Annotated in this window: 10 protein-coding genes; 6 read left to right on the forward strand and 4 right to left on the reverse strand. The window is 51.4% G+C overall.

Annotated elements, in window-relative coordinates:
• The first annotated feature begins 154 nt into the window (after positions 1–154).
• The 4 genes from A3709_RS11720 to A3709_RS25025 all read left to right on the forward strand — a co-directional run bounded on the left by A3709_RS11720 (position 155) and on the right by A3709_RS25025 (position 5,058).
• Positions 155–736: a hypothetical protein gene (locus tag A3709_RS11720; RefSeq protein WP_066054584.1), complete on the forward strand. Its 582-nt coding sequence runs from the start codon at positions 155–157 to the stop codon at positions 734–736.
• 587 nt (positions 737–1,323) lie between these two features.
• Positions 1,324–2,196 carry a fimbria/pilus periplasmic chaperone gene (locus A3709_RS11725; RefSeq protein WP_066054588.1) on the forward strand — a complete coding sequence of 291 codons (873 nt, stop codon included), beginning with the start codon at positions 1,324–1,326 and terminating at the stop codon, positions 2,194–2,196.
• Between the two features lie 14 nt (positions 2,197–2,210).
• Complete coding sequence (locus A3709_RS11730) at positions 2,211–4,676, forward strand: carboxypeptidase-like regulatory domain-containing protein (RefSeq protein ID WP_066054591.1); 2,466 nt, start codon at positions 2,211–2,213, stop codon at positions 4,674–4,676.
• Entirely contained in the window at positions 4,666–5,058 is a 393-nt protein-coding gene (locus A3709_RS25025) for a CFI-box-CTERM domain-containing protein (RefSeq protein WP_369795147.1), read from the forward strand. The genes A3709_RS11730 and A3709_RS25025 overlap by 11 nt, the downstream gene beginning before the upstream one ends.
• A 517-nt stretch (positions 5,059–5,575) precedes the next feature.
• Here the strand turns inward: A3709_RS25025 and A3709_RS11740 are convergent.
• Together A3709_RS11740 and A3709_RS11745 are read right to left on the reverse strand one after the other, a co-directional pair.
• Positions 5,576–8,983, reverse strand: coding sequence for an ATP-binding protein (locus A3709_RS11740; RefSeq protein ID WP_156507715.1), 3,408 nt, complete (start codon positions 8,981–8,983; stop codon positions 5,576–5,578).
• A gap of 154 nt (positions 8,984–9,137) precedes the next feature.
• Positions 9,138–10,406, reverse strand: a complete 1,269-nt coding sequence (locus tag A3709_RS11745; RefSeq protein WP_066054600.1) for a GGDEF domain-containing protein — start codon at positions 10,404–10,406, stop codon at positions 9,138–9,140.
• Positions 10,407–10,537: 131 nt separating this feature from the next.
• Between A3709_RS11745 and A3709_RS11750 the strand changes: the two genes are divergently transcribed.
• Both A3709_RS11750 and A3709_RS11755 read left to right on the forward strand, forming a co-directional pair.
• The gene (locus A3709_RS11750) at positions 10,538–10,822 is read left to right on the forward strand and encodes a hypothetical protein (RefSeq protein ID WP_066054603.1); all 285 of its coding nucleotides are present in this window, start codon (positions 10,538–10,540) and stop codon (positions 10,820–10,822) included.
• Between the two features lie 11 nt (positions 10,823–10,833).
• Positions 10,834–12,192 carry a bifunctional diguanylate cyclase/phosphodiesterase gene (locus A3709_RS11755; RefSeq protein WP_066054606.1) on the forward strand — a complete coding sequence of 453 codons (1,359 nt, stop codon included), beginning with the start codon at positions 10,834–10,836 and terminating at the stop codon, positions 12,190–12,192.
• Here A3709_RS11755 and A3709_RS11760 read toward each other — a convergent pair.
• Both A3709_RS11760 and A3709_RS11765 read right to left on the reverse strand, forming a co-directional pair.
• Complete coding sequence (locus tag A3709_RS11760; protein WP_066054608.1) at positions 12,173–12,373, reverse strand: hypothetical protein; 201 nt, start codon at positions 12,371–12,373, stop codon at positions 12,173–12,175. The two genes, A3709_RS11755 and A3709_RS11760, sit on opposite strands and share 20 nt — an antisense overlap.
• Positions 12,370–22,041, reverse strand: coding sequence for an LPD5 domain-containing protein (locus A3709_RS11765; RefSeq protein WP_156507716.1), 9,672 nt, complete (start codon positions 22,039–22,041; stop codon positions 12,370–12,372). The genes A3709_RS11760 and A3709_RS11765 overlap by 4 nt, the downstream gene beginning before the upstream one ends.
• Between the last annotated feature and the right edge of the window lie 687 nt (positions 22,042–22,728).

The following is a 22,728-nucleotide window of genomic DNA, read 5'->3' on the forward strand; positions in this document are numbered from 1 at the left end:
AAGTCATTTCTATAGAGGAAGAGGACGAGTAGGGTGGCGGGCATCCTAGATCTGGCCTCAAATATGTGATTTTTCGGTTTTTTAGTGGTTATACGGTTCAGATATTGGGGGACATGAACTAAAATCACAACTTTGGCTATTACAGGGACTCACCATGAACTTACATCGAACACTCCGAGCAACTGCAATCACCGGCGCCATGGCTGCGACTTTTCTCTCGAGCGGAGCGCACTCAGCTTCCATCATCACTGACGTTGACCTGAATTTCCCGCAAGTGCTTGTTCTTTATGCGTTTGACGCCATCGAAATTGACATCGATGAGGCTGGACTGATAAACGCTATCGATCCCGGGGCTTCAGACTGTACGGATCAAGATTACTGCGTTGAGCTTCTGGGTGAAGATCTAAGCGGATCACCGCTTGACCTAACAGGTGGTAGCGGTTCAATCGACGCGGGCCTCGATGACAGCGACTTGGTCCCTCTGGATGGCAGCGTGTCGGTTACGATCAACAACGCTTTTGGAGTTCGCGCACTCGGATACACCCAGTATAACGCCTCTGTTACAAAAACGGGGACGGCTAACGACGTCTTCGCGGGCACGCCGACTGTTTCGACGCCTACTTACGACGGATTAAACCTCTCTACCGGTAGTCTGTCCTTTGACATAGATCTCAATGAATTGTCAGTATCAGGCGTCCAATCTCAGAGTTACCAAATCACTGTAACCGGCACCTAACCACCCCGCTCTTATACGAGGGCAAATAATAAGGGCTCGGCATGAGCGCCAAAGGCTTCTCTTACTTCCTGATATGCCTTTTCTGCTTGTCGAGTCCTCCGGCCCTGCCCGCCGACCTCTCCTTTAAAAACCCTATACGACTGTCCAATGTCACGAGAAGGGACGTAGCGGGGTTGCCCGGGCGTGAACAGCGGCGCGTTCTACCCGATGTAAACATTCCCAGCACTGGCGGCGGCACTACCACTGTGCCGCCTGAACTTTTCCCTACGATCGACACGGCAATCAGAAGGACTGCGAACAGGGTCTGGCGTCTTGACTTCGCTAACGGCGAAGAGTTCGGGCAACTTGGGGTTTCCGTGTCTGTCGAACCTGGCAGTTTGCGTAGCGTAAGCGACCCAGGCTCGGTAGCGCGATTTACTGGCGGTTCTTTCGCAGTAGAGGAGCGACGCAGGAACAATGGAAGTCTCAGGTGGATCAGAGGAAGCATCTTCTTTGATATTGACTACTCGGATGTTCGTGCCCGAGGCCGGCATACCGGCCAAGTTGAAATAACCGTGACATTTAATTGATTAAAGGACTCACTGCACATGGCTAGCATTCTTCCGCAATTCCTTTCCGTGGTCATACTTGGGATTGGTTTGATCAACACTGCAGTTGTGGAGGCGGGCAATCCAAAACCGAGGATGGGTTTGTCTCCAGCTCGTTTTGAATTCGAGTGGGCCGGAGTGCCCATTAATGACTCGCTAGCGGTTCTGAATATGTCGAATTCAAGTCTCGGCGTTGAGGTTTCCATTAGGACCTGGGATCTTGACGATAAGAACAATACAAGATTACTGCCGCCTTCCGAAACTTCGTTAGACCGCGCGTTCATAATCAATCCCCGCTATTTCACGATCCCACCTGGCAGTCAGCAGTCCTTGCGATTTTCTATTCGCCCTAAAGAACCGCTTATAGACGGTGAGCACAGGGCCATGATTTTCGTGAAAGAGCTGCCGGCAGACCAGGAAGAGAGCGCTCCTGACGTTGGCGTTAGATTCAACTATGGCTTACCTGTATACGTCCACTCAGGTCCGGTATCCAAGACAGGCGTTCTACATAGCATTTCCATTGGCTCTAATGCTGCTTCCAGTACGCCGGTGCTATTTGATTTTTCTTCTACAGGATCATCTTACTCTCGATTGAAGGGGCAGATAGTCGCATGGCCAATCGACTCGTTCCCAGGAGAGGCGGTAGCGCTGGATGTACTCGAAGATATTAAGTCGCGGAACAACACTTCTGCAGCTGCGGATATCAACTATACACAACTCCCAGCTATACCGGTATTGCCGGGAACACGACGGACCATTGAGGTTCATGCAGGCGACATCGAGAGGGGCGTTTCATATATGGTTTTAGTGGCTGGATCTATCGGGGACGTCACGTTTGAAAAGTTCCTGACATTAGATTCAGACAATGAATAAATCATCTGACTGCAATGCGCCTAATTGCTCTCATTTTTTCCATGCTAGTAGCATCAGGCGCAACAGCGTTAGACGACGGGCTTCACTTCGTAGGTTTGTCCGTTAACGGCAAGGATACCCAGCCGAATGACGTTCTCTGGATTAGCGACGAACCTTGGCTTCCCGTGTCGCTTTTATCAAGTATTCCGGGTCTGGGGTTTGACGAAAGCCACCTGAGAATAACCACCCCGGCAGGCGACGCAACACTCTCCGAAACGTGTAAAACCTCATGGGATGGTTCCTTCTTTATAAGCTCGGCGTGCCTTCGTGATGTGCTTGCGATCAAAAGTGAATTTTCGTATTCAGAATACCTACTGAAAATCGGGCTTAGCTGGCAAACAAGAGAAGGCGGATCGATTGGCAGTACCAGCGCTCCTATCGACTACTTTCCAGATTCTGCGGGTATTACTTCAGCGTTTGTGGAGGGGACGTTTATTGGCGACAACGCTAACGACCTACAGAGGTCGCTTTCTGCATCGATTTTCGGCTCCGTGGCAGGGGGTGTCGTAGAGATTGAGGGCGATTACTACTCTTCTAGCGGTCTTCAGCCGAAGCGTTATGTGTGGGTGAAGTCTACCAGCCATACCTCGCACCTGATTGGCAGTGATATCGTCAGCCTTAATCCTCTGCTCCCGGCAGCCCGATTGACTGGCGGCCAGGTTGCCTTTTCCAATCGGGCTGTAGAAAGCACAAGCATCCCCACCAGCACTGACTATTTAGCAAATCAGCTCGGGTCTTCTGTTCGAGACTTCCGAGGATTCACTGACCCAGGTTCTATTGTTGAACTATTCATTAATAGCAGGCCCGTAGCGACAACTCGCTCAATGCTGAACGGAGCATTTGAGTTTCTCGACGTCGCTCTGCCTAGCCGTCAGTTAGTTGACGTAGTGGCTCGTGTTAGGTCTTCAGTTACTGGGGCCATCATTGAGGACATAGATTTGTCTTTCGCGAACAGCGCTTTACTTCTCCGAGGAGGAGAGGTTATAGCCGCAGTCGGAGGTGGAGTCAGCGGCGATCCCTTGTCTTCCATTTCTACGCCGTCTGATACATCTGGATACGCGCAGCTCAGGATCGGGCTGTCCGACCAGAGCACGATTGAGCTTGGCCACCAGGATATTGGATTCTCGCCGCTCTCTGTACTGAGCGCCTCTCGAAGTCTGGGCAGATACTTGATCGGATCTGGGTCTTACTCTGTAAACGGGAACGATGGACATTCATACCTGGCGGAACTGTCAGGTGTGGGCGACGACTGGTACTTCCAAGCTAGTTCCCGGAAAGATTCTGCAGGTTTTTCAGCAGCTACAAGCGAAGCATTTGAGGTAAGCAATCTTCGTTACCGGGCTATGATTTCACCGCGGCTGTCTGTTGGGCTTGACGGTAGAAAAGACAATCGCTCTGGATCGAATGTCAGTTTTCTACTGCCAGGGCTGAGTTTTTCTTCTGGCCGCGGGTACGGCGCTTCGGTATGGGGAGGCCAAGAAGGTGACTACAGGCTTGATGTAGACCTTGATAACGTTCCCAATACTCAAATCCGTTACTCATACGAAGCCGGTAACCAAGACTTTTCTGTGGACCTATATGGAAGCGATATCACCTATTTCGGTCGCTTAAACTCCTACGAGAACCGTGGCAGCAGACTAGAGCTTGGAGGGCGCTGGGCATCGAACAACAACAATTTTGATCGCGCCAACCTTGGTTTTGTTTTAACTGATTCCGGCCGAGTTGGTGGTTATGTTTTTTGGGACAAGCTGTTATTGCCAGGGCTCGTATCGAGATTCGAGGTGCGTAACACGCCACCGTTAGGCAGAGATTCCAACGTCCTATCGTTCAGATGGTCCTTACGTGCAAATCTTGGCTTCGACGGCATAAAGCCCCACCTCGCTTCGTCGACGTCATCCAATAGACGTTTTGGAACGCTCAAAGGGACTATTGCTGTCGATGGTGTTGCGCAATCTTTTCCTGCGATAACATCGGCGACCGTTGTGCTTAATGGTTCTCCACGCACTGCCATGGTAAGCGACGGTGAGTTTACTATCTTTGATGTTGCGCCAGGGTTCTATCGTGCGACACTCGACGCTTCAGGTCTACCATTAGAACTCGTGCCATCGGATAGGCTCGTGACCTTTATGATAGATTCTTCGACCTCCACAAGCGTTATATTTAGCGCACAGAAACTGCTCTCGGTCTCGGGCCAATTTACAGATATTGATGGAGGTGCAGTGGCTGGTGAAAGAATCTGCGCAGAGGCATCAGGTGCGGTTATTGTATCGCGATGCTCAATCACTGATGACTACGGATATTACACCATTGGCAGGCTTCCTAGCGCCACGTACACAATCACTAGCGGTGCCACGATACTGACTGAGGCTCTGGAACTGCAGGATTTTGTTTTAGATGCCGATTTCCGATTACCTGAAGAGCATGATCTATATGCCAAATAACGACGAATGGGTCAGCGCAAGCGAAATAGGGAAGGTAGATTTTTGCCCACGCTCATACCACCTATACTACACGGGCTCTCAACTGTCTCGTTCCGCAAAACAGAATCTCAGGCGAGGCACGCTATATCACGATGAGATCACGGAAGAGATTGACCAGCGGTGCTTTATAGCATCTTACCTTTATGGGCCGTCTGATAAGAAAACGAACTTACTACGCGCTTTTCGAGACTCGTGTCTACTACAGAGCACGCTCGGCCGGATCTTCGTTCGTTCATACTATATCGGGTCGCCATATCTCGTTGCGCTTTGCACCAGGCTTCCACTATTGGAAAGATTGGTGCGCTATTGCACCGACACATTGGTGCGCAGGATATCCTCGTGACCGGTATAACATTTTTGAGCTCAGCGGGGCTGTTCTTACTTTTGTTTTTACTGTTTGTCGCACTGTATTTACTTGTCCGCTGTTTCAGCCGTGACAGACTTGGACTTATGGGATTCGTAATATGGGCGGACACCGCGGATAAAAAAGCGTTTTTTAATACTAAATACAAAATACTAGGGAAGCCCGATTTCATATACAGGATGCCGCCATTTTTCAGGCCTGTCATTGTCGAACTAAAGTCGAGGTCCGGACCAGTTTATGATTCTGACATAGCCCAGGTAACTGCTGCGTGTCTTGCGGCCAGAGGCAGTGGAATAATAGCCACCAAGGCAGTCATCATAACCAGGACCAGTCGCATGGTCATAACACTCCCGCGGTCACAAAAAAAACTGCACTCACGTATACGGCAACACGCCAATACAATACGATCTATCAAGGCCAGTGGAATTAGCTGCCGCACTGACGATAAGAGGAAGTGCGCAGGCTGCGGCTTCCGTAAAACGTGTATGGGCTGAACCTATCGCCGGAGTATAAATGTCGCATTGAATCGCATTCCTTTTCCGGTATTTGTTATTTCTGCCTCTGCCTCGACTTTAAGCTCGCTAGCTAACCGCAGTACCTGGTTTAGGCCACCGTCAAACATTGCGGGCTTTTTCATGTCTTCATACGCTTGTGCTATTGCGCGCTCTGGAATACCGCCCGCGGTGTCCTCGTACTCTAGCGTTAAGTGGGATTCACTCTCTCGGGCCGATATCGTGATTTCGCATTCTTCAGTTCTGCAGTGCTTACAGGTGTTGACAATCAACTCGCTCACGATCTGACCGATAATGTCTCCGTGTTTGAAGCCAGGCCTGTATTGATCGATGTCGACCTTTGTTGTCACTTTGTAGCCAGTTTTTGCATACAGATAAATAACATCTGATACCACATCTTCTATCAGCGTCGCCATATCTAGTTCTTTATCCTTGGCGAGAGTACTGTTCATCTTCACGAGTCGCTTGAGATGGTGGCCGAGATCATTGAGCGAATCTTCCTTATTCTTTCCGGCATTTGATGCCAGCATATGGATTTTCGACATCGTTGTATTGAGCAGATTTCCCATTCGGTGCTGCTGCTCTTGGGTGCGTGTTTTCTCATTAGCTAGTCGTTCGTGTGATATAGCCTCCTTAATTTTTAAATTTTGCTCCGCTTTCTGGCGCTGTCCCCAGAAAAACAACACGGCCAAAAGAAACCCGCCGAGCAGCAATGATAATATCGGTATGAGATTAAACGGCCCGCTACCCAAATCAACTTTGTTCCATGGCTTATCTATTACTATATTTAGCTTTCGCACTAACGGCTTGTTCCATGGCTGTTCTTGAGATTGTCTTGTCCAGTGCGTAACGCTCGGTTTGAACTCGTAAGCGAGTTCATGCGAAGTACCTTCCATTGCCTCACTCAAAACCAAGATGAATTCATTCCCGGCGTTTGATTGTGGTGTAGTTTCTTGCTGGATATCAGTGTAGAGGACACTATGCGTCCCCGCATGAAAGCTCAGGTAGTCATCCGCCTGAAATGCAACGTGCAGTATCTCGCCCCTTGCGTACGAGCTGTCTAGCTGCAATAGGTAATCGCCGTTTTCATCCACCGACATTTTGGCTTTAGGGACTTCTACGCCGCTAATCTCGATACTACCAATATCGGCCTCTATATGCTTATATCCCGGATCACTTTCATAGTCGATGGGGCCAACCAGTATCGTCTCGCCTTCCATGGGCAACACCAGGCTCTTCTCAGTGTATGTTTTTGCAGCCGATACAAATTCCTTTCTCGGAACTCCTTGCAATTCCCCAAATGTTTTTATTTGCCCGGTTGGTATGCTCATTGCCGTAATGCGGCCTGAGCTCGCTACGATGAGATCTGTTCCTCTAACCGCTACCGTCCATACCGACCCCATCAGACGCATCGTGTCCGCTAAGCTCTCTGTCGAGTAGCGCCATATTTTTCGACCCTCATCGTAGTGAAAATCTAACTTAATGACATCATGGCCGTGAGCAACGTACAAATTACCGAACTGGTCTAGCGCGCTTCCCTTATTCTCCTCCCAAGCGATTTTTGCACGGTCAGGGTTATCGACAACTTCCGACACATACTCCCCCCCCACCTCTCGAAAAATCTCAATGCCTGCATCAGCGACCCAGATATATGCGCCCCTGTAGGAGTGGATGCCGAGTGTATACGCAGTCGGGGACAGGAGAGTAATTTCGGGGATAACTCCCCCCGAATCGAATTTCAACTCCACAACACCACGCGGGTAAAGCGACGCTAGATAACGATCCTGCTCGATTCGTAGAATCCCAGTTAGTCCTACGATATCGACAATTTCAGGATCTTCCAGAGTTTCGCCATCTAAACCTTCTGAGACATTGACCTTGAGCTTTATCCGGACTTGCTCTCCGTTAGTTTTATTGCGCACCACGAATGCAGGGTAATCGTTGTAGTACGTGTATAAGTAGCGATCGTCGAAAACGTAAACCCCAGCCAGGGCAGATGCGTGCGACCCGATATCTCCATCTACCCGGCACACCTCCATAAACGTTTTGTTCGCTTTATTCTTAGTTGCTGGCGAGTCGCAGTCAGCCTCTCTGGACAATTTTTTATAACGAGTGAAGTGGCTACTTGTTTTACCTTGTTGTTCGAAATCATCAAATTCCCAACGACCATCAGAATCATATACAACCAGGGAGCCATCGACGTAGCTTGTAGCGGTTGTACTGCCTGGCTTCCTTTGGGACGCGGGGTACCGAATTTTTGATATTGTGTCTGATGTCGTTAGATAGCTGAGATCACTGTCCCGCGTCGCCCAGATTCGGCCGAATCGGTCGGAAGCAACATTCGTAACCTCTACATCCACGCCACCGGGATCAAGGTCGTAGCGCTCATACTCAAAGTTGTTGGCCGGATCGAACTTGAACACATCGCTATTCTCTCCCGCTACTATTAACTCTCCTGAAGGGCCAAAGTTTGCGCGACCCGAGAAGCCAACTCCAGGCGGGGCTTCAAAAACACTCCAGTCTCCTGTAACTGCGTTGAAGCTTGCTATTTTATGTACAGGCTTGAGGCCGGGGGGGAAGTCTCTACATATCAAGTAAGCCATGTCGCCTGACTGAATTCCATACGCAACGAGGTCGCAAGGAGCTGTAAATTTTTCAGAGACAGCTTCGTTGTTGTCGTCCAAGTTTACCCGATACATCTCTCCTGAAAGTTCTGCAATTAGCAAATACGTCTCCGATCTGCCTATGCCGATGAAGGTCGGCTCCCAGTCTGCATGGGCCTCCCCCAATGGTCCCGACACGCTGATCTGCTCACTATCCAAGCCGTCTGCACTGACTTTGATAAGCTTTGGGAGCTGATCCTCCGTTATGAAGTATGTGTTTCCGCTTTTGGCTACCTCTAGCCTGTATATAGGCCGAGGAGCCTCAGATTCAATGGAGTAATCCCGAAAATCCGTGTTACCGAGATCAACGAAATCCATCCTAGCTCGGTCGAACACTGCTACGCCTTTGGAGTGGGCAAACCAAACGGTGTCCGAGACCGGATTCAATCTGATATCTTTTATTTCGGCCGCGGGTTCATCGAAATGACGCCTCTCGCCGCTCGGCGTAATAACTTGGACGCCTCGCGAAGTTCCCGCATACATATTGCCATGCGTATCAACCGCAACAGCCTCGACTCTATCTGCTATGTATAACGGGACGTGGGAAAAGCCTGAGTTATGTATCTCTATCCTCGGCGTCAGGTGAGCATGTAGCAGATCATCCTCAGCGTTCGCAGTACTCGCCGATAATAAACTAAGCAAGATCGACGCGAGCACGAATATAGCTGATGGCTCGCCGCTTCTCCGTGGAGACGGTCTTCTAGCTGGTATCCCTTTTCCTTCCTTCAACGTCTATCACTCAATTTTAATGAATTTCCTGTGTAAATCGTATCTGATGTGCGTTCTTATGTCGCCCCCATTGGCGCCAATTGCTTAAAACTAACGCGCAAATAGGTGGTTGCTGCCGGCTACCGCAGCCTATACCTTGCCGCAGTCTTTACCGTCACTTGGGGGCTATGCTGGGATGATAAAGGACCACTCGGTTTCTGCCTTGAGACTTCGCTTCGTAAAGAGCGTCATCTGCTCTCTTCATGACTTTGTGAGGATCTCTTCCTGCGGAAGCGGTATCTGCTGCCCCGATGGATACCGTGACAGACACCGTCTGGACGAATTGGTCGTCATTTCCGCGTAGTGTGCGTCCTACTTCGCTGCTAGAAGGGCGCTCTCCGCGATCGCGCAGTTTCATCTCATAAAGCTCAATTCTTGATCGGAGCTCCTCCAAATGCCTAAACGACATGTCTTGAGTTTTGTTACGAAAAACTATCGCGAACTCTTCGCCACCCCAGCGATACGCTTCACCGCCGCCACCCACGCGATCCAGCGCTGCGGCAACTAGCTGCAGCACCTCATCCCCAACTGCGTGCCCATAGTTATCATTGAATTTTTTAAAAAAATCGATGTCTACGTTGGCTATTGTGTAATCCTTTGGGAGTGTCTCGAAACTCAGCTCCATCGAACGCCTACCTTTAATATCGGTCAGCAGGTCGTGGTAAGCGACTTTATAGGTGTCGTCCAGTACGTCTCTGAATATGAAAAGGGCATTTAAAAGCGCTAGGGCTACTGGCACTTCGGGGCTAGTGACCATGGAAATAGCGAGGACGGCGCATATAGCAGATGATAGGGCGGACGGCTCTGAACGGACGGGGTAGGCGGCGCGGTGGATCAATAAAAATCCGATCGAAACAAGCAGGGTCAGTGCTTGAACCGTTGCCAAATGCGGCAACCCTGAGTACTCGACTTCAATTCTAAACGCTGGATTACCTTGGCTGCCGAATAGATGGAAATGCGCAGCCAGGAAGCATGAGGCCATGAGCGCAAGTGCGATAACACCACATATATAAAATGGACGATTCCATATTCCCCTCTCACCGAACGCCTGTAGGAGCGGGTAAGCAAACGAAACATATACCGAAAGACCCAGAATAGCCTGAGCGCCCTCGGCATTATCAGGGGGGCCACCAGGGGTAAATATGTACCAACTGATCGCCGAGATATTTACGACGGCCACAACCAATATATGCCCGCGATGGAACTTGTTCGCCAACCACACAACTCCGGCATAAACCAGAAATAGCATTACTACCAATACGCTGAAGTGTGGAGCAAGAAACCCAGGGTTAAAGACGATTGCCACGGTGGCCGCGCAATACATGATTATCGGCGTCATGGTCCCAGAAAGTGGGTTTCTTAGTTCGTCGATTACACCGCTCATTGTCTTCTTCCGTTTTCCGGTGATTTTAGCACCTACGGCCAGTGATTGCGTTAGATTTGCTTGGTATTAACACGTTTTTCATTGTTAATGAGACTACTAACTGGTTGAATTGCATTTAGCAGGGAGTTGCCATGTCAGAAGCTCATACTGATACCAAAAAACAAGACTCAAAGAAGCAACAATGGATGACCAAAGCCCATTCCGCATTCGCCGGAGCGATGGGAAGCAAGTCAATTACAAGCTTCGACAAGCTGCTTCTACAGGGGCAGCTAAACAGGCTGCGTGATGGACTCTCGGTTTCATTCTCTGATCGTGACGACGTTAAGCTTAAGACTATTCGAGCACAGCGGCTGAAGATACTCGGATATACCTATGACGTAGAAAACAAATGCTGGTCTAAAGCCGCAAATACTTAAAGGGGTTGTCAGTGCGCGATACCATCTTAAACGCCAGTCCTGGTTTGATCTGCACTTCGAACGCCTTAATGCAGGATATCGAAGTGGCTGTTGCATCGGCAGCTCCTAAAGGAACTAGCGCTGTCTTCCTTTTAGATATTGATAAGTTCCAGCGTGTCAACAGGACGTTTGGGCATGACCGTGGTGATGAGCTTCTGGTCGATGTGTGTTCGAGAATAACTGAGACGCTAAACTTCATTGCTGAGAAGTATGCGCTCGGACATAAAGCGATTGAAAAGCTAGGATCTGATCAATTCGTCATATTAATAACAGAAGCCAAGCAGCCAGATATAATTTTTGATATTGGTAGGGAGCTGCTCAGTTGTTTTGACCGATCATTTAAAATAAAAAACGAGCCGGTTCACCTTACAGCGAGCATGGGCTACTCGACCTACCCATGCCAGAACAATAAACCATCCGAGCTTCTACAGTTTGCGGATTCAGCTCTAGCGCACGCCAAGCTTCAGGTCAACGAGTCTCTGGTTAAGTACACGCCTGATATGAAAGAGGCAGCTGAGCAAGCGATACGGCTTGAGCACGACATCGAAGTGGCGCTCAATGAAAGGCAGTTTTTTTTGGTATACCAGCCCCAGGTCTGCTTGGAATCGGGGATAATTGTCAGCTTTGAAGCGCTTATCCGTTGGAATCATCCTACGCGAGGTGTGGTGTCGCCAATCGCCTTTATCAGCGAGGCGGAATCTTCCGGCCAAATATTGCAAATAGGCGAGTGGGTTTTGCAAGAGGCCTGTGCCCAAGCATCTTCTTGGATAAAGCGCGGTTTTGCGCCAACTAAAATCGGCGTTAATCTTTCCCCAGTGCAATTTGCTCGGGGAGATATTGTGGGGCAGGTTGTCGACAGCTTAATGAGGGCTGGTCTATCAGCGGAATACCTTGAGGTAGAGATCACTGAGAGCACGATTATGGCTGATCTAGAAAAAACGATAGCCATCTTACATGAGCTCCGCGACATTGGTGTTAGCATAGCCATAGACGATTTCGGTACCGGCCATTCATCACTCGGGTATCTGACAAAATTCCCCGTTGACACACTTAAAATCGATCAGTCATTTATTGCTGGATTAACAAGCCGAAACCCCGACGAAAAGATTGTCACGCAAGCTGTAATCGATCTTGGCAGCAAGCTAAACATGCGGATTGTCGCAGAAGGTGTGGAACGCGAAGATCAATTAGGATTACTCAAGGAAGGTGGCTGCCACATGGCGCAAGGTTACCTAATTGGCAAGCCGCAGATCGCGCAGAGGCTCGACAAGATGCGAAAAGCGACGAAGGACAAACCTTACGACACGCCAGCTATTTCGCAGGGCGGCTAAAATAACGCTCTTCAATATAGACTTTGCCGTCAAACCGGCTTACGAGCTGTCTAAATTCTTTGCTTTCGAGTAGCTCGCACATGCTCGGGTGGTGCGCTTTTAGGTGATCCCAGAGGCTGCGCTTATCCTTCACGGACATCTCGCTGATTAAAATCATACTTTGGGTATGGTCGACGCTCATGGGCTAAATCCTGTCTTCATAGCTTTTGGATCTGGCTCTCTGAGGTCATCAGTCTCTATTTTCTCGCTTTTACGTTGTTGTGTGGTATGCACTGCCGATTTAATGGGCACTTGTGTAATGCTTCTATTTAATTTTGGGTCGTGTTCGCCAACACCACTGTCTGAAAGAATTGCGTTCACAGCCTTATCCAGCTGCGCCATGCGAATACTATCTAGACTTGCTGTCCTGTTTCGCAGGGCATTGAGAAAGCTCTCTGGTGAACCTCCCGCGGCATCATATGCCTCTTGGCCAACTATCCTTGCGAGCATTCGATCCATTTGTTTTAGGTTATCGACCGGAATCGTGCTGAAACCGACTTGCTCGAGGATGCTTTCCGTTGGTGAAGTTCCGCGGGCAAGGTTTACCCCAGTTAACGCTCCGGTAGCGTGCATTCGCTTCTTTGCATCCACCGAGACCTCTTGTTTTGACTCAGTCCCCAGAACCGCTCCCTGCCTGTCGACTATTTCTGATAGTGAATTTGACATCTCTACCAGTGCCTTGGCGAATCGCTCCTGACCCCGCTGTCGATTAGGAAGAACGATAATCTGGTCTTCTGCTACATCGCGCGTCTGAAAAGGGGGGGACATAAGCCTGTCTTCCAGGCTCATATTGGCCCGGCGCTCCACATTCCTAGCTTCAACTTCGCCTGCAAGGTTATGATATACACGCTCATCCGAAATAGCCCTGAGGCCGTCGTGCTTGGCCTTCAACTCTTGATAGGTGCTCGCGTCGGTACATGTGGAACGTTCTATGGAGCGCGCCGATCTCACAGTTTCTGAGAGACTGCTCCTATTTTGTGCCAAGTTATCAAATTCCTTTAGCTCGCGCTGCTTGAACTGCCTCCGCGTTGCATCTGCCACAGTTACTGCTGCATTCTTCACCAATTCACGCAGCGCGCTCTGCCCGATACGCCTGGACGCAGGGTAGTCGATTGTGCCGTCTAGTTTACTTTTGACGCGGGTGTACATCGGGCTTCGTGTCACAACCGTCCGATATTTTTCTGCTTTATCACTCTGTGACACCTCGATAAGCTGCGCATACTCTTTTACGGACATAGCAATTTGAAGTGTCCTGGTTGCTTCTTCATAGTCGCATGCAGCTTTTCTAAGAGGCGCCATCTTATTCACGATTGCTGCAAGCGCTCTCCTTTTTGCGTTGGCAGGAGTGCCGCCAGGTGCCCATCCCTCAATGTCCTGCACCTCGTGTGAAAGTTCGTGCAATACACCCTTCACGGCCAGCGTCTTCGAGTTGGCTTCTACAAGTATGTCAGCTGCGTTAACACGGACATTTTTTCCATCGGGAACTGTCGTGGGTTGCATGATCCCTGCCAACGTTTCGTGTTGCGGACCGATGCTGACAGTAAGCCAGCTATTTCTAATCGGGTAACTTGAGAGCAATTCGGGATGATCAAGAAGTGCCGCTGGTTGACCAGATCCAAAGTATGAAGGGTCAATCGATTCACGAATGTCTTCCTGAAGTTCTACTGAAAGCGATCGGAAGCTAGCTTCATCTCCGTAGCTTATTTTGGCCTCTCGGTCGAACGCCTCCTCAGTTTGAACCATGTTATCCATATGAATACCGGCACCGCTATCATCGATCTCATACTTCCAGTGATCATCAACGTCCTTGAACCAACCGGTCTCGTGCCAAATCGCAGTTCTACTTTCGCCGTCAACATGCATTTCCTTTGCACGATTAAGCTGTTCCATGTTCGCGTTGAGAGACAATTCACCACCGAAACTGTACTTAGCATCACTCATACCGGAGTTGCTCGATAGGAACTTTCCTTGTGCGGCGCCCCTCAGCGCCCTGTGCGCCAGCGTACTAATGTCCGCTGCCGTCAATTTTAGGGCGTGCGACCCAAGAATCGGCTTTACGTTATTGTGATAAAACTGGCTGGTATAGATATGTGTTTTTACATTACTGATCACCTTGTCCACCAGACCAAGCACACCAGGCCGCGGAAGTGGGAGTCTTGCTACCACGCTCCTAAGCTCCGGATCTGATCTGAATTTTCTAGGGAGGTCAGCCCCGTTTTCAATAATTTCGACGAGGTAGGCTAATCTTTCTGATGGCACATCAGGGGCAGGCGTTCCCTCCGGGACGAGATGCGCCGACAATCTCACATACGGATCATTTTCAGCAAGCAATCTGTTGTACTGGGTGACGAGATCGTTGTAATCAGGGAGCATTGCCTTAAACGATGCATGCTCGCTCACCTCATGCAACAGAACTCCTGGCGCTGTTTTGGGCGTGAGCATATTTGCCACGAGGTAAGCAGTTCTGCCGTCAAAATAGCCCTGAATCCCGGCCCTGTGGTTGCTGTTTGATATTTCGCTTGAGAATCTTGCTCCTGCACGTTCAAAGCCATCGACGTGAACTTCCCATCCGTTTTCGAGGAGCTCGGCAACACCCTGACTGTCTGACGGTGCTGCAATAAACCTGTCATCTTTCTTAAATACCGCAATGCGGTCGCCCATATCTGGGACAAGCGCCCTGATGTTATCTATAGCGCTGCCTGGATCTGAGGCAAGAGCGTGGCTGGTTGTCACTGGTCCTAGCTCCTCTGCCTCGCTTAGCAGTTCCGCGGGGCTTCGGCCCACAATCAGTGAAGCTGACCTCACGGAGAACGGCCGAAGAGCGCCTGTTGCTGCGTTCTGAAGCCACACCGGCTTCTCAATAGCGCTCCCGGTGGCGGAATCCTGGTACTGGCTGCTACCAGCGATTTCGGCACCTAAACCGATGACCGACCACGTACACTGAAGATCGTCTTTACTGATTGCAAACGTAGAAGCACGAGCCGGTAGATCACTGGCATCAGCGACGATTTTTAGCGAGCCGCGCGCCTCCAAAGATGTAACGATGTCCCCGAATCTGTCTGACAGCGCCTCGCGTATCGTTTCGGGTGTTTCGCCAGTTTCGACCAAGGCCGACATAGACGCTTTTTTTGGCGCCGCCTCCATGTGCTCAAGAATTAACTCACCTACCTTGCCAATACGGTTTACGCCTGTAGACTCGATTTTCCGTTCGCTCCCGAGCACGGGGTCACGCGCAATCTCTAACGCGTCGACGACCCCGTCGAACGCTGCGTTTATTACACGCGCTTCTTCATCATTGGGATATGGATAGTCTGCTCTTCCATTATCTGACACAAAATTGGCGAGATAGTCGTTAACAACGCCTTCTTCTCCCAATCTATCTTTAACAAAACGCTCAAATGAGCGAGCACTCATTTCACGCTCCGTCTGCCAGTAATCTTTTTCCCGAGTGCCATCTGCCATCACAGAGCGCTTCACAAGGTCTGTCGATGTAATCGAAGATCGCAGACTTGCAAACGCATCAACCGTCGACTCTGGTAGGTTGCGGGAAAAACCTTCCGCCGCGAACTCTGAGAGGTATTCTGTGCTGCCTTCACGCTTCGCGAGATAGTTATCCAAGGCATGCCACCACTCGTGCGCAAGACTCCCTGCACCCGAATTCTTGGTCAAATTGATTATGACGCCGTCTGGCTCATAGTGTGCTGCAGCTGCGTTCTTCCCTCCGCGACCGCGAGCACCAAACGCAAGGCCAAGCTTCCCGTCCAACGACAACTCATGCGGACGGCACCTCATAACTGCGGATAGGTCCATCAGCGCGTCATACGCCTGGTTGAGGTCGGATTGACGTTTCTTTTGCTCGACATACTTACCGAACTGAACACCTCGAAACTGGAATGTTTGCTCGAACTGCTCCGGAGACACGTTTGCGCTCTCGCGCCTCAGTGCGCCCGTGCGCTCTCTATTGCTAGTGGGCCGCACGATAAGAGCGTTTTTTATATCCATCCACTTCTGAGCAAGATCTTGCTCGTTGGCTTTCTGATACTCGCGCGCTTCCCGAGCCGTTTCGAATGGGCCGGCAAGCACGAACGGCTTCTTATTTTTCACGGGGTGCACGATCACTACTTGCCTATCATCGTCGTAATGCAGCTCCGTCTTGATTTTAGCGCGATCACGCTGGGCAACATCTGTCACCGTCAACTTTTCTTTAAGCGCATTCCGCGCTGAATCAATGTCCAGAAAGTTGCCAAGAATGCGGTACCTGCGGCCACTTTTAGCTGCGAGCTGGAAGCATTCTTGAGGTGTTTCGAACCTGCACCCGTTTATATATGTTTTCTCACCTGTGAGGATCTTATACTTCTTTAGGGACTTAACCTCCGGGAAACCCATTTCTACGAGCGTCTGGGCGTTTAACATCAAATCTTCCAGCTGGCTTAGCGCTAGATTCGCTTGCGGTTCGTCAGCACCCCGGGCCTTGGATTTCAGGTCTGCGATTTCGCTCTTTACATCGTCGAATGAGACATCGCTATCGAGTAGTTGGATCGCACGCGCACGTGCGTCTTCAAATTTTTCTCGCCACTGGTCGAGTTCATATCGCCTGCCTCCTCGTGGCTTGTCTGGAATTCCGTCTCGTATAGTTGCCATAAGTGCCAAGGTCTCTATGGAGACTCCGTCCTCATGTAACTTTACATATCTCGGTTCAGGGAAGTGTGTGCCCTTTGTGATCTTGGCATTTTCGTCCGGCAGGCCTCTTTCAAGGTTATGACGAAACGCGTACAGGTCCTTACGAGCGCCGTGCAACTTTTCACCAAAATCAACGATCTTGTCGTCAACCCGGCCGGTATTCCCAAGCAGGTCCGGTGTCGCATCGGGCGCTAGCCCAAGCTTCTCTGTCATTTCCTCTGCGATTTTCGAGGCGTGCTCGAACCACCCAAACCTGGTCAATCCCTGACATTCCGCGACGAGATTACTCAGGAAATCGATGCCTTGCTCTCGACTCGCACTGTCGAGAATTCGTCGCATCGATCTTGTCTCTCGTTGCGCTTTCTCGCTCCAAGCCAATGCGGCGGCAGCTGACCGAAGCCCAGCCCCGCTCATGCCACCGTCGAATACTTCTTGGTCGCGCTCCACTCTTAAGACGAACTCTCGAAGAGTTTCATTGTTGGCCATCTCCGCTTCTGCCAGCGCAGCTACCTTAGCGATGGTCACTGCGCCCAAGCTTGAGACGAACTGAAGCTCGGTCTCACCAACTTTTCGGGGAAGTGGGCGGCTTGAGTAGTCGTGCACAGCTTCTCGTACAGCGTCCGCTAATGACTCGTGCTGAGTATCGTCGTTCGCACCGACGTGGTCGTATCTTGTCAGCTGAACGCCGTCGGCTAACTTGGCCGAAGGATGAATGATTGAAACCAAACCGCCTTTTGAGAGCAGGACCACAATGCCGTCTGCAGCGTACTGGTCTACTACAGTCTGGCTAACGCGCTCTACTTGATCCCAATACGCATCAACTTCGTCGCCCCCCATTGCGCCCGGCGGAGATACGGAGACATCCTCAGGCAAATTCCCTATCGACACCCCCATGCGAGATGCAATCCCTTCTGGCGACTCAGAAAGGGGGCTAGCGCCGATGATACGACGGCCTGTCTCTCTTAGAAGGCTGCTCAGCATGTCTCGCTTGAGGGGCTCTGGGGAGGCTTTCGACAGCTGATCGGTGTCGAATATTCCTTGGTTGTTGAGGTCCTCGCGTTCGACATTCAGAGCTTTCAAGACCTCACTCAAATCAACGCCTGAGTCTTCGATGAATAATGCGTACGCCGCATCAACGCTGTCTGACACAGCCCCGGTGATCGAGGACAACTGCCCGGAGAGGTTCCCGTTACTTTTCAGCTCCTCTAGCCTCTGGCGCTCCATCTCGGCCGCTTGTTCGCGTAACGCTTCGGCCTCCTCTAACGTGGGCAGTGTCTGAGCCATGCGCTCGATACGATCAAGCTGACGGCCGAAATCATCGAGCTGATCGGTTGTGGCCGAATCCTCTACCAGCTCGATTGCCTCAAGGATTTCGTTCAAGGACTGCCTGTGTTCGTGCTCCCCGTCCTTTCCTTTCAGCGTATCTTTTATGCCGATTATCCGGTCCATGAGCTCCCCGGGGGAGGGGGGCGCGAATTCTTCGCCAAACATGTCCATCGTGCCCATGCTGAACATGGGTGCCGGCTTCGCCGCCGCCTCGTGTGACGCTACGAAATCGAGCGACTGGCGAGCGAGTATTACAAAGTCCTCTGGCTGTAGTTGGATAGCAGGGAGGCCTGGAATCGCTTTTCTGAGTGCGTTGATGCCTTTATTCCGGAACGCCCAGACCCGCAACTTAGACAACGCAGAATCGACTACGCGTCGTGATCGTTTGGAGGGGATCGTGGGGAGGGCGTTAATGAGCTCGTAGCTCGAACCTCCCCGTAACCGCTCTGCGAGCTGCTCCCGGTTTTCCACAAGCTCAATGAGATATGCGATTCGTTCTGAATCGATATTCTGGGCTGGTGTAGACGTAGGGACGAGCGCATCTGCGGTGCACGCGAACGCGTCTTCCTCTCGCAGCAGCCTTTTGAATTGCTGGATGAGCTCGACATATTGGTCGCCAAGCATATCTCGCATGCCCGCGTGCTCGCCTACTTCGTGAAGCAAGACGCCTGGCGCCATCCCTGGCGAAATGTTGTCGGCCACTAGATACGATATCTTCCCGTCATGAACGCCCTGGATGGAGCGTGCTTGGGGCTTCACTGACCGTGATTCTCGAGGCGACCGGTCATACAGATCGCTCCTGTCATCGAACACAACGATGGTGCTGGGCGTCATACTGGCGCCGCACTCAATGCCGCCTATCCCCGCTCTCTGTAGGCGCTCTGCCGCGAGGTAGGGGCTGCCATACCTTTGGGATGCGGCGCGGAACAAATCGGAGCCAAGAGGCCCTTCTGGTCCGTATTCGAGCTCTATCAGTAGACGCTTCGCATCCGCGCTAGCCCTCGGGCCGACGCCCGGGATGGTTTCCTCGATTTCGCCTCGGGGATTTATTACATCGAGTGACGAGCCGTCGGAGGACTCTAGCGCAACATACCCAGTTAGCTGCGACGTTATGCTTACCCCACCAGTGTAATCCGTGTCGACTTCGGTAAAGCTGCTGGGATTCAGTCCGAGTTGATCAAGGGCCGCCTGAACGGTTTCAGGCTGCTCACTGTAAGGGGCGTCCCAACCAAGAACGTCGGGCTGTTCTTTATCGACAGATGCCGCGGCCTTGGCGTCGACTAAAACAGACTCCAGTGCTGATTTTATTCCTCCGGGGTAGGGCCCTTCGGCGTCGGTCTTCTCGACTTTTTGTGCAAGGATTGCGTTGGGAGGCGTACCATTCCAAGTCTCAATAACTGGCTGTACCGCCTGTATCACAGCCTCTTCTTGCGGGGAAACGGGCGTGTGCCCCAATACGTGCTTGTAGACACTCCGTATGGCCTGCCGGTCTGAATACTCGCCCACCGACATGGCATTCCCGACATTGCGCGAGAGCAAATCCTGTGGGGTGTAAATATCTGCCGCTGGGGCAGCCATTGAAAACTGGCGTCCGGCCACATCGAGGACTTGGCTGGGGTCAAGAACACGGACTTCTAGTATGGCATCGCCCTGGAACGCACCATATACTTGAATAGCGTCGTATCCGGCTTCTCGCGCTGCGTCTGCCGTTTCTGCAAGGTCGGCTATCTGGTAGGAATCAAAGTAGGGGGCCTTCACCATGACTTCCGAAAGCATATCGTCGGCAGACTGGTCGGATAGACCATCAAATAGCGGATCTCCGTCGAGATTAATACCGGTACCACCGTTATGTTCTATATGGGCTTTTACGATCTTTCGGGTGCGGTCCTCGCCAAACAAAGAAACTAGACGCTCCGTTTCCACAAACGGGTCGTCGTCATCAGTCAACGAGGCAGGATTAGACGCATCCAGCCTCGCCATCAGGACACGTGGCTGAGTGCCCGCATGAGATGTATTGTTTGGTTCCACCGCATAAGCTGATGCAACATCCCTGTCGGTGGTGAAGGTCGGGAGACGGCCTTTTTCAGCCGTCTCAAATGGATGGCTGATGTCTAGCGTGTGCTCACCGCGATAAAACAGTGTTTCTGGGTACGCGCTTCCAATGTCTCGCGGGGTCAGGTGTGATGGCAAGTCGCTCTCACTCTGTACAACCTTGAGCTGGCCAGTATCGAGAAGCGCTCGCGCCGTCTCGCCGAACCTTTCGACGAGCTCATCTACCACTCCTGGAACGGTGTTTGTCGGCAGTGCGTCACTTGCAGACAACGAGAACAGGGGCTGTCCCGCCACGACAGATTGTTTAATCTTATCGCTGATTTCGATAACTGGGACTACCGACTCTGGCTCACCGGTGAAAAATTCGATATCACCACTCTTGATTGATGGATCAACCTTCCTCAGATATTTGAGTGCAGATGGATAAACGATCTTGTCGTAGAAGTACTCCAGGCCCGCGTTGGCCATCGGATTCTCCACCGACCCTTTACGCATGCTATCGAAGTCGAGGACTATTGGGCTCTCAGCCGCCATTGATTCAAGGCGCGTCTGGATGTAGTCATCAGCCTCCTGCCTGGTTTCGTACTCACCGTCTGGATGAGAGGGATTGAAACAGTGGCTCCCGCTCGGATCAAACACGTCGTAATTGCCCGACATGTCATCTTTGACAATCTCAAACGCGTCAATAGTGACCATCGCGGCTTCTGATCGATCCTTAATGATCTCACCAGCGGTCCCAAATTCGTCGACCAGCTGCTCAGGGCTTCGGATCATAAAGCTGACATCGCCATCGACGTCGGTGATGGTCACCTCTTGTGAAAACGCGTTGTATTTGATGGATTTAGCCATCGCTCCATCGGTAGCAAGCATTGACTGCTGCAGCCCGGTGCTCATGGCCAAGCCATCGTAGTCTCCCTTTGCCGCCTCCAGCGCGAGACGCTTGATGGCGAGCATGGGCCAGCTTCTCTCGAAGGGCAGGGGATCTATGTTGTCTGCGTCTTTTCGGCGATTCTGGGCCCAGTCACTCTGGACTTCCTCAGCAAATAACATGCGACGACCATCTGGTGCCGTGAGGTCGCTTATTCGGAGCGACAGAAACACATTCGACGCTTTCCAATGCGGGGATTCATAGCTGGGATGGTTGCCCAGATCGACTTCGCCGGAGACTATCTTCTTCTGGAAAATGTCCCACGCATCATCCTCTGAGCTCGCCTCACCCCGGCTAAGTTTTATTTCCTCGCCTTCCGGACCTTCCAGCACGAACGCCGTCAGTCCACCAGACCGCGCCTCCTCGGTAATCGACCACTCTTCTCTTGCAGGGCTGCGTGATGGCTCGATCAGACCGGGGAGCGTCATCAAGATCTCACGGTAATTTTTGCCGGCAGAGTGCATGGGCCTGACGTAGTCATATCGGACGTCTTCACCATCAAGTGTGACTTCGCTTAGTGATGGCTGGTGGAGGCGGGCCCACTCGATGACGTCTTTTTTCTGTATTCGTGCCTGACCGTGACGCCGAGCGAAATCAACAAGCGACAGCCAGTCCATCTCTTCTTTGCTGGCGCCCCATTTTTGCGGGGCCTTTTCCAGTAGCGCTGCAAATTGATTACCCGTTCCTGACCCGGGCAGCTTAGATTGAAGAATGTCGGTCAGGCGTGAAAAGTATGCCTCTGACACATTGGTCTCTGACTGCTTTTCCGGTGCGGCAACAACTTCATCTTCTAATTTCTTGAGATCCAGATTCGGTCCAGACACTCTTTGAATGTCAGAACCCTCTCTCAGCTCCGGAGAGGGCCTCGCCGGTCCAAGCATCCCTCGCTGGATCTCGCGCCATTCACCGTCCGCGAAATGAAATACCGCGGGCATTCCATCTCGATCCCTCAGTCCGTCTAGCGCGGCATCGTAATAAATGCCTGGCGCTAACGGTTGAGTCGAGGCCACCCCAAGTTCTGACGATAGGCTGATTTCTTCAGCGCCGTTGACGCCTATGTCGGCTACTTCGGGATAGGTAACTCGGGCGTCGAACAATATCTTCATCGGCTTTTCTTCGCCGCTTCGCTCGAAGAATACCAGCGACGTGCTCCCATCGTGTTCTGGGACCAGGAGGGCCGTGTGATCGTGTGTGCCGGCTTCATTTTGCTTTCGACGACGGCTCAGCTCACTCTGTATCAGTGATAAATGAGCGGGACTCGATGCGACGCGGCGAATGGCCATTATCATGCTCCGTTTCTACCTAAACTGAGTATGATCTTGCCGGTGCGAGTTTCAATTGAAAAAGCGGGTTTTCAGAGTTTTTTGCTACATTTGGTGTACAGACACACCGACGAGGAGGCGATTCTGCTTTTTTAGCCGATGGTGTGCCGAGAGATGTGCCGTGGTGACCAGAGATCGGGGGTTTCGGGGGCCTCTGTCAGGCGATCAATTCCCTCCGCAATGGCACGG

The sequence above is a fragment of the Halioglobus sp. HI00S01 genome (genome assembly GCF_001635445.1).
Classification (GTDB): Bacteria; Pseudomonadota; Gammaproteobacteria; order Pseudomonadales; family Halieaceae; genus Halioglobus; species Halioglobus japonicus.

Bases quoted from the DNA above. Each gene is read 5' to 3' on its own strand.
- A3709_RS11745 (WP_066054600.1), bottom strand. From the start codon at position 10,406: ATGAGCGGTGTAATCGACGAACTAAGAAACCCACTTTCTGGGACCATG.
- A3709_RS25025 (WP_369795147.1), top strand. From the start codon at position 4,666: ATGCCAAATAACGACGAATGGGTCAGCGCAAGCGAAATAGGGAAGGTA.
- A3709_RS11720 (WP_066054584.1), top strand. From the start codon at position 155: ATGAACTTACATCGAACACTCCGAGCAACTGCAATCACCGGCGCCATG.
- A3709_RS11760 (WP_066054608.1), bottom strand. From the start codon at position 12,373: ATGAGCGTCGACCATACCCAAAGTATGATTTTAATCAGCGAGATGTCC.
- A3709_RS11750 (WP_066054603.1), top strand. From the start codon at position 10,538: ATGTCAGAAGCTCATACTGATACCAAAAAACAAGACTCAAAGAAGCAA.
- A3709_RS11730 (WP_066054591.1), top strand. From the start codon at position 2,211: ATGCGCCTAATTGCTCTCATTTTTTCCATGCTAGTAGCATCAGGCGCA.
- A3709_RS11725 (WP_066054588.1), top strand. From the start codon at position 1,324: ATGGCTAGCATTCTTCCGCAATTCCTTTCCGTGGTCATACTTGGGATT.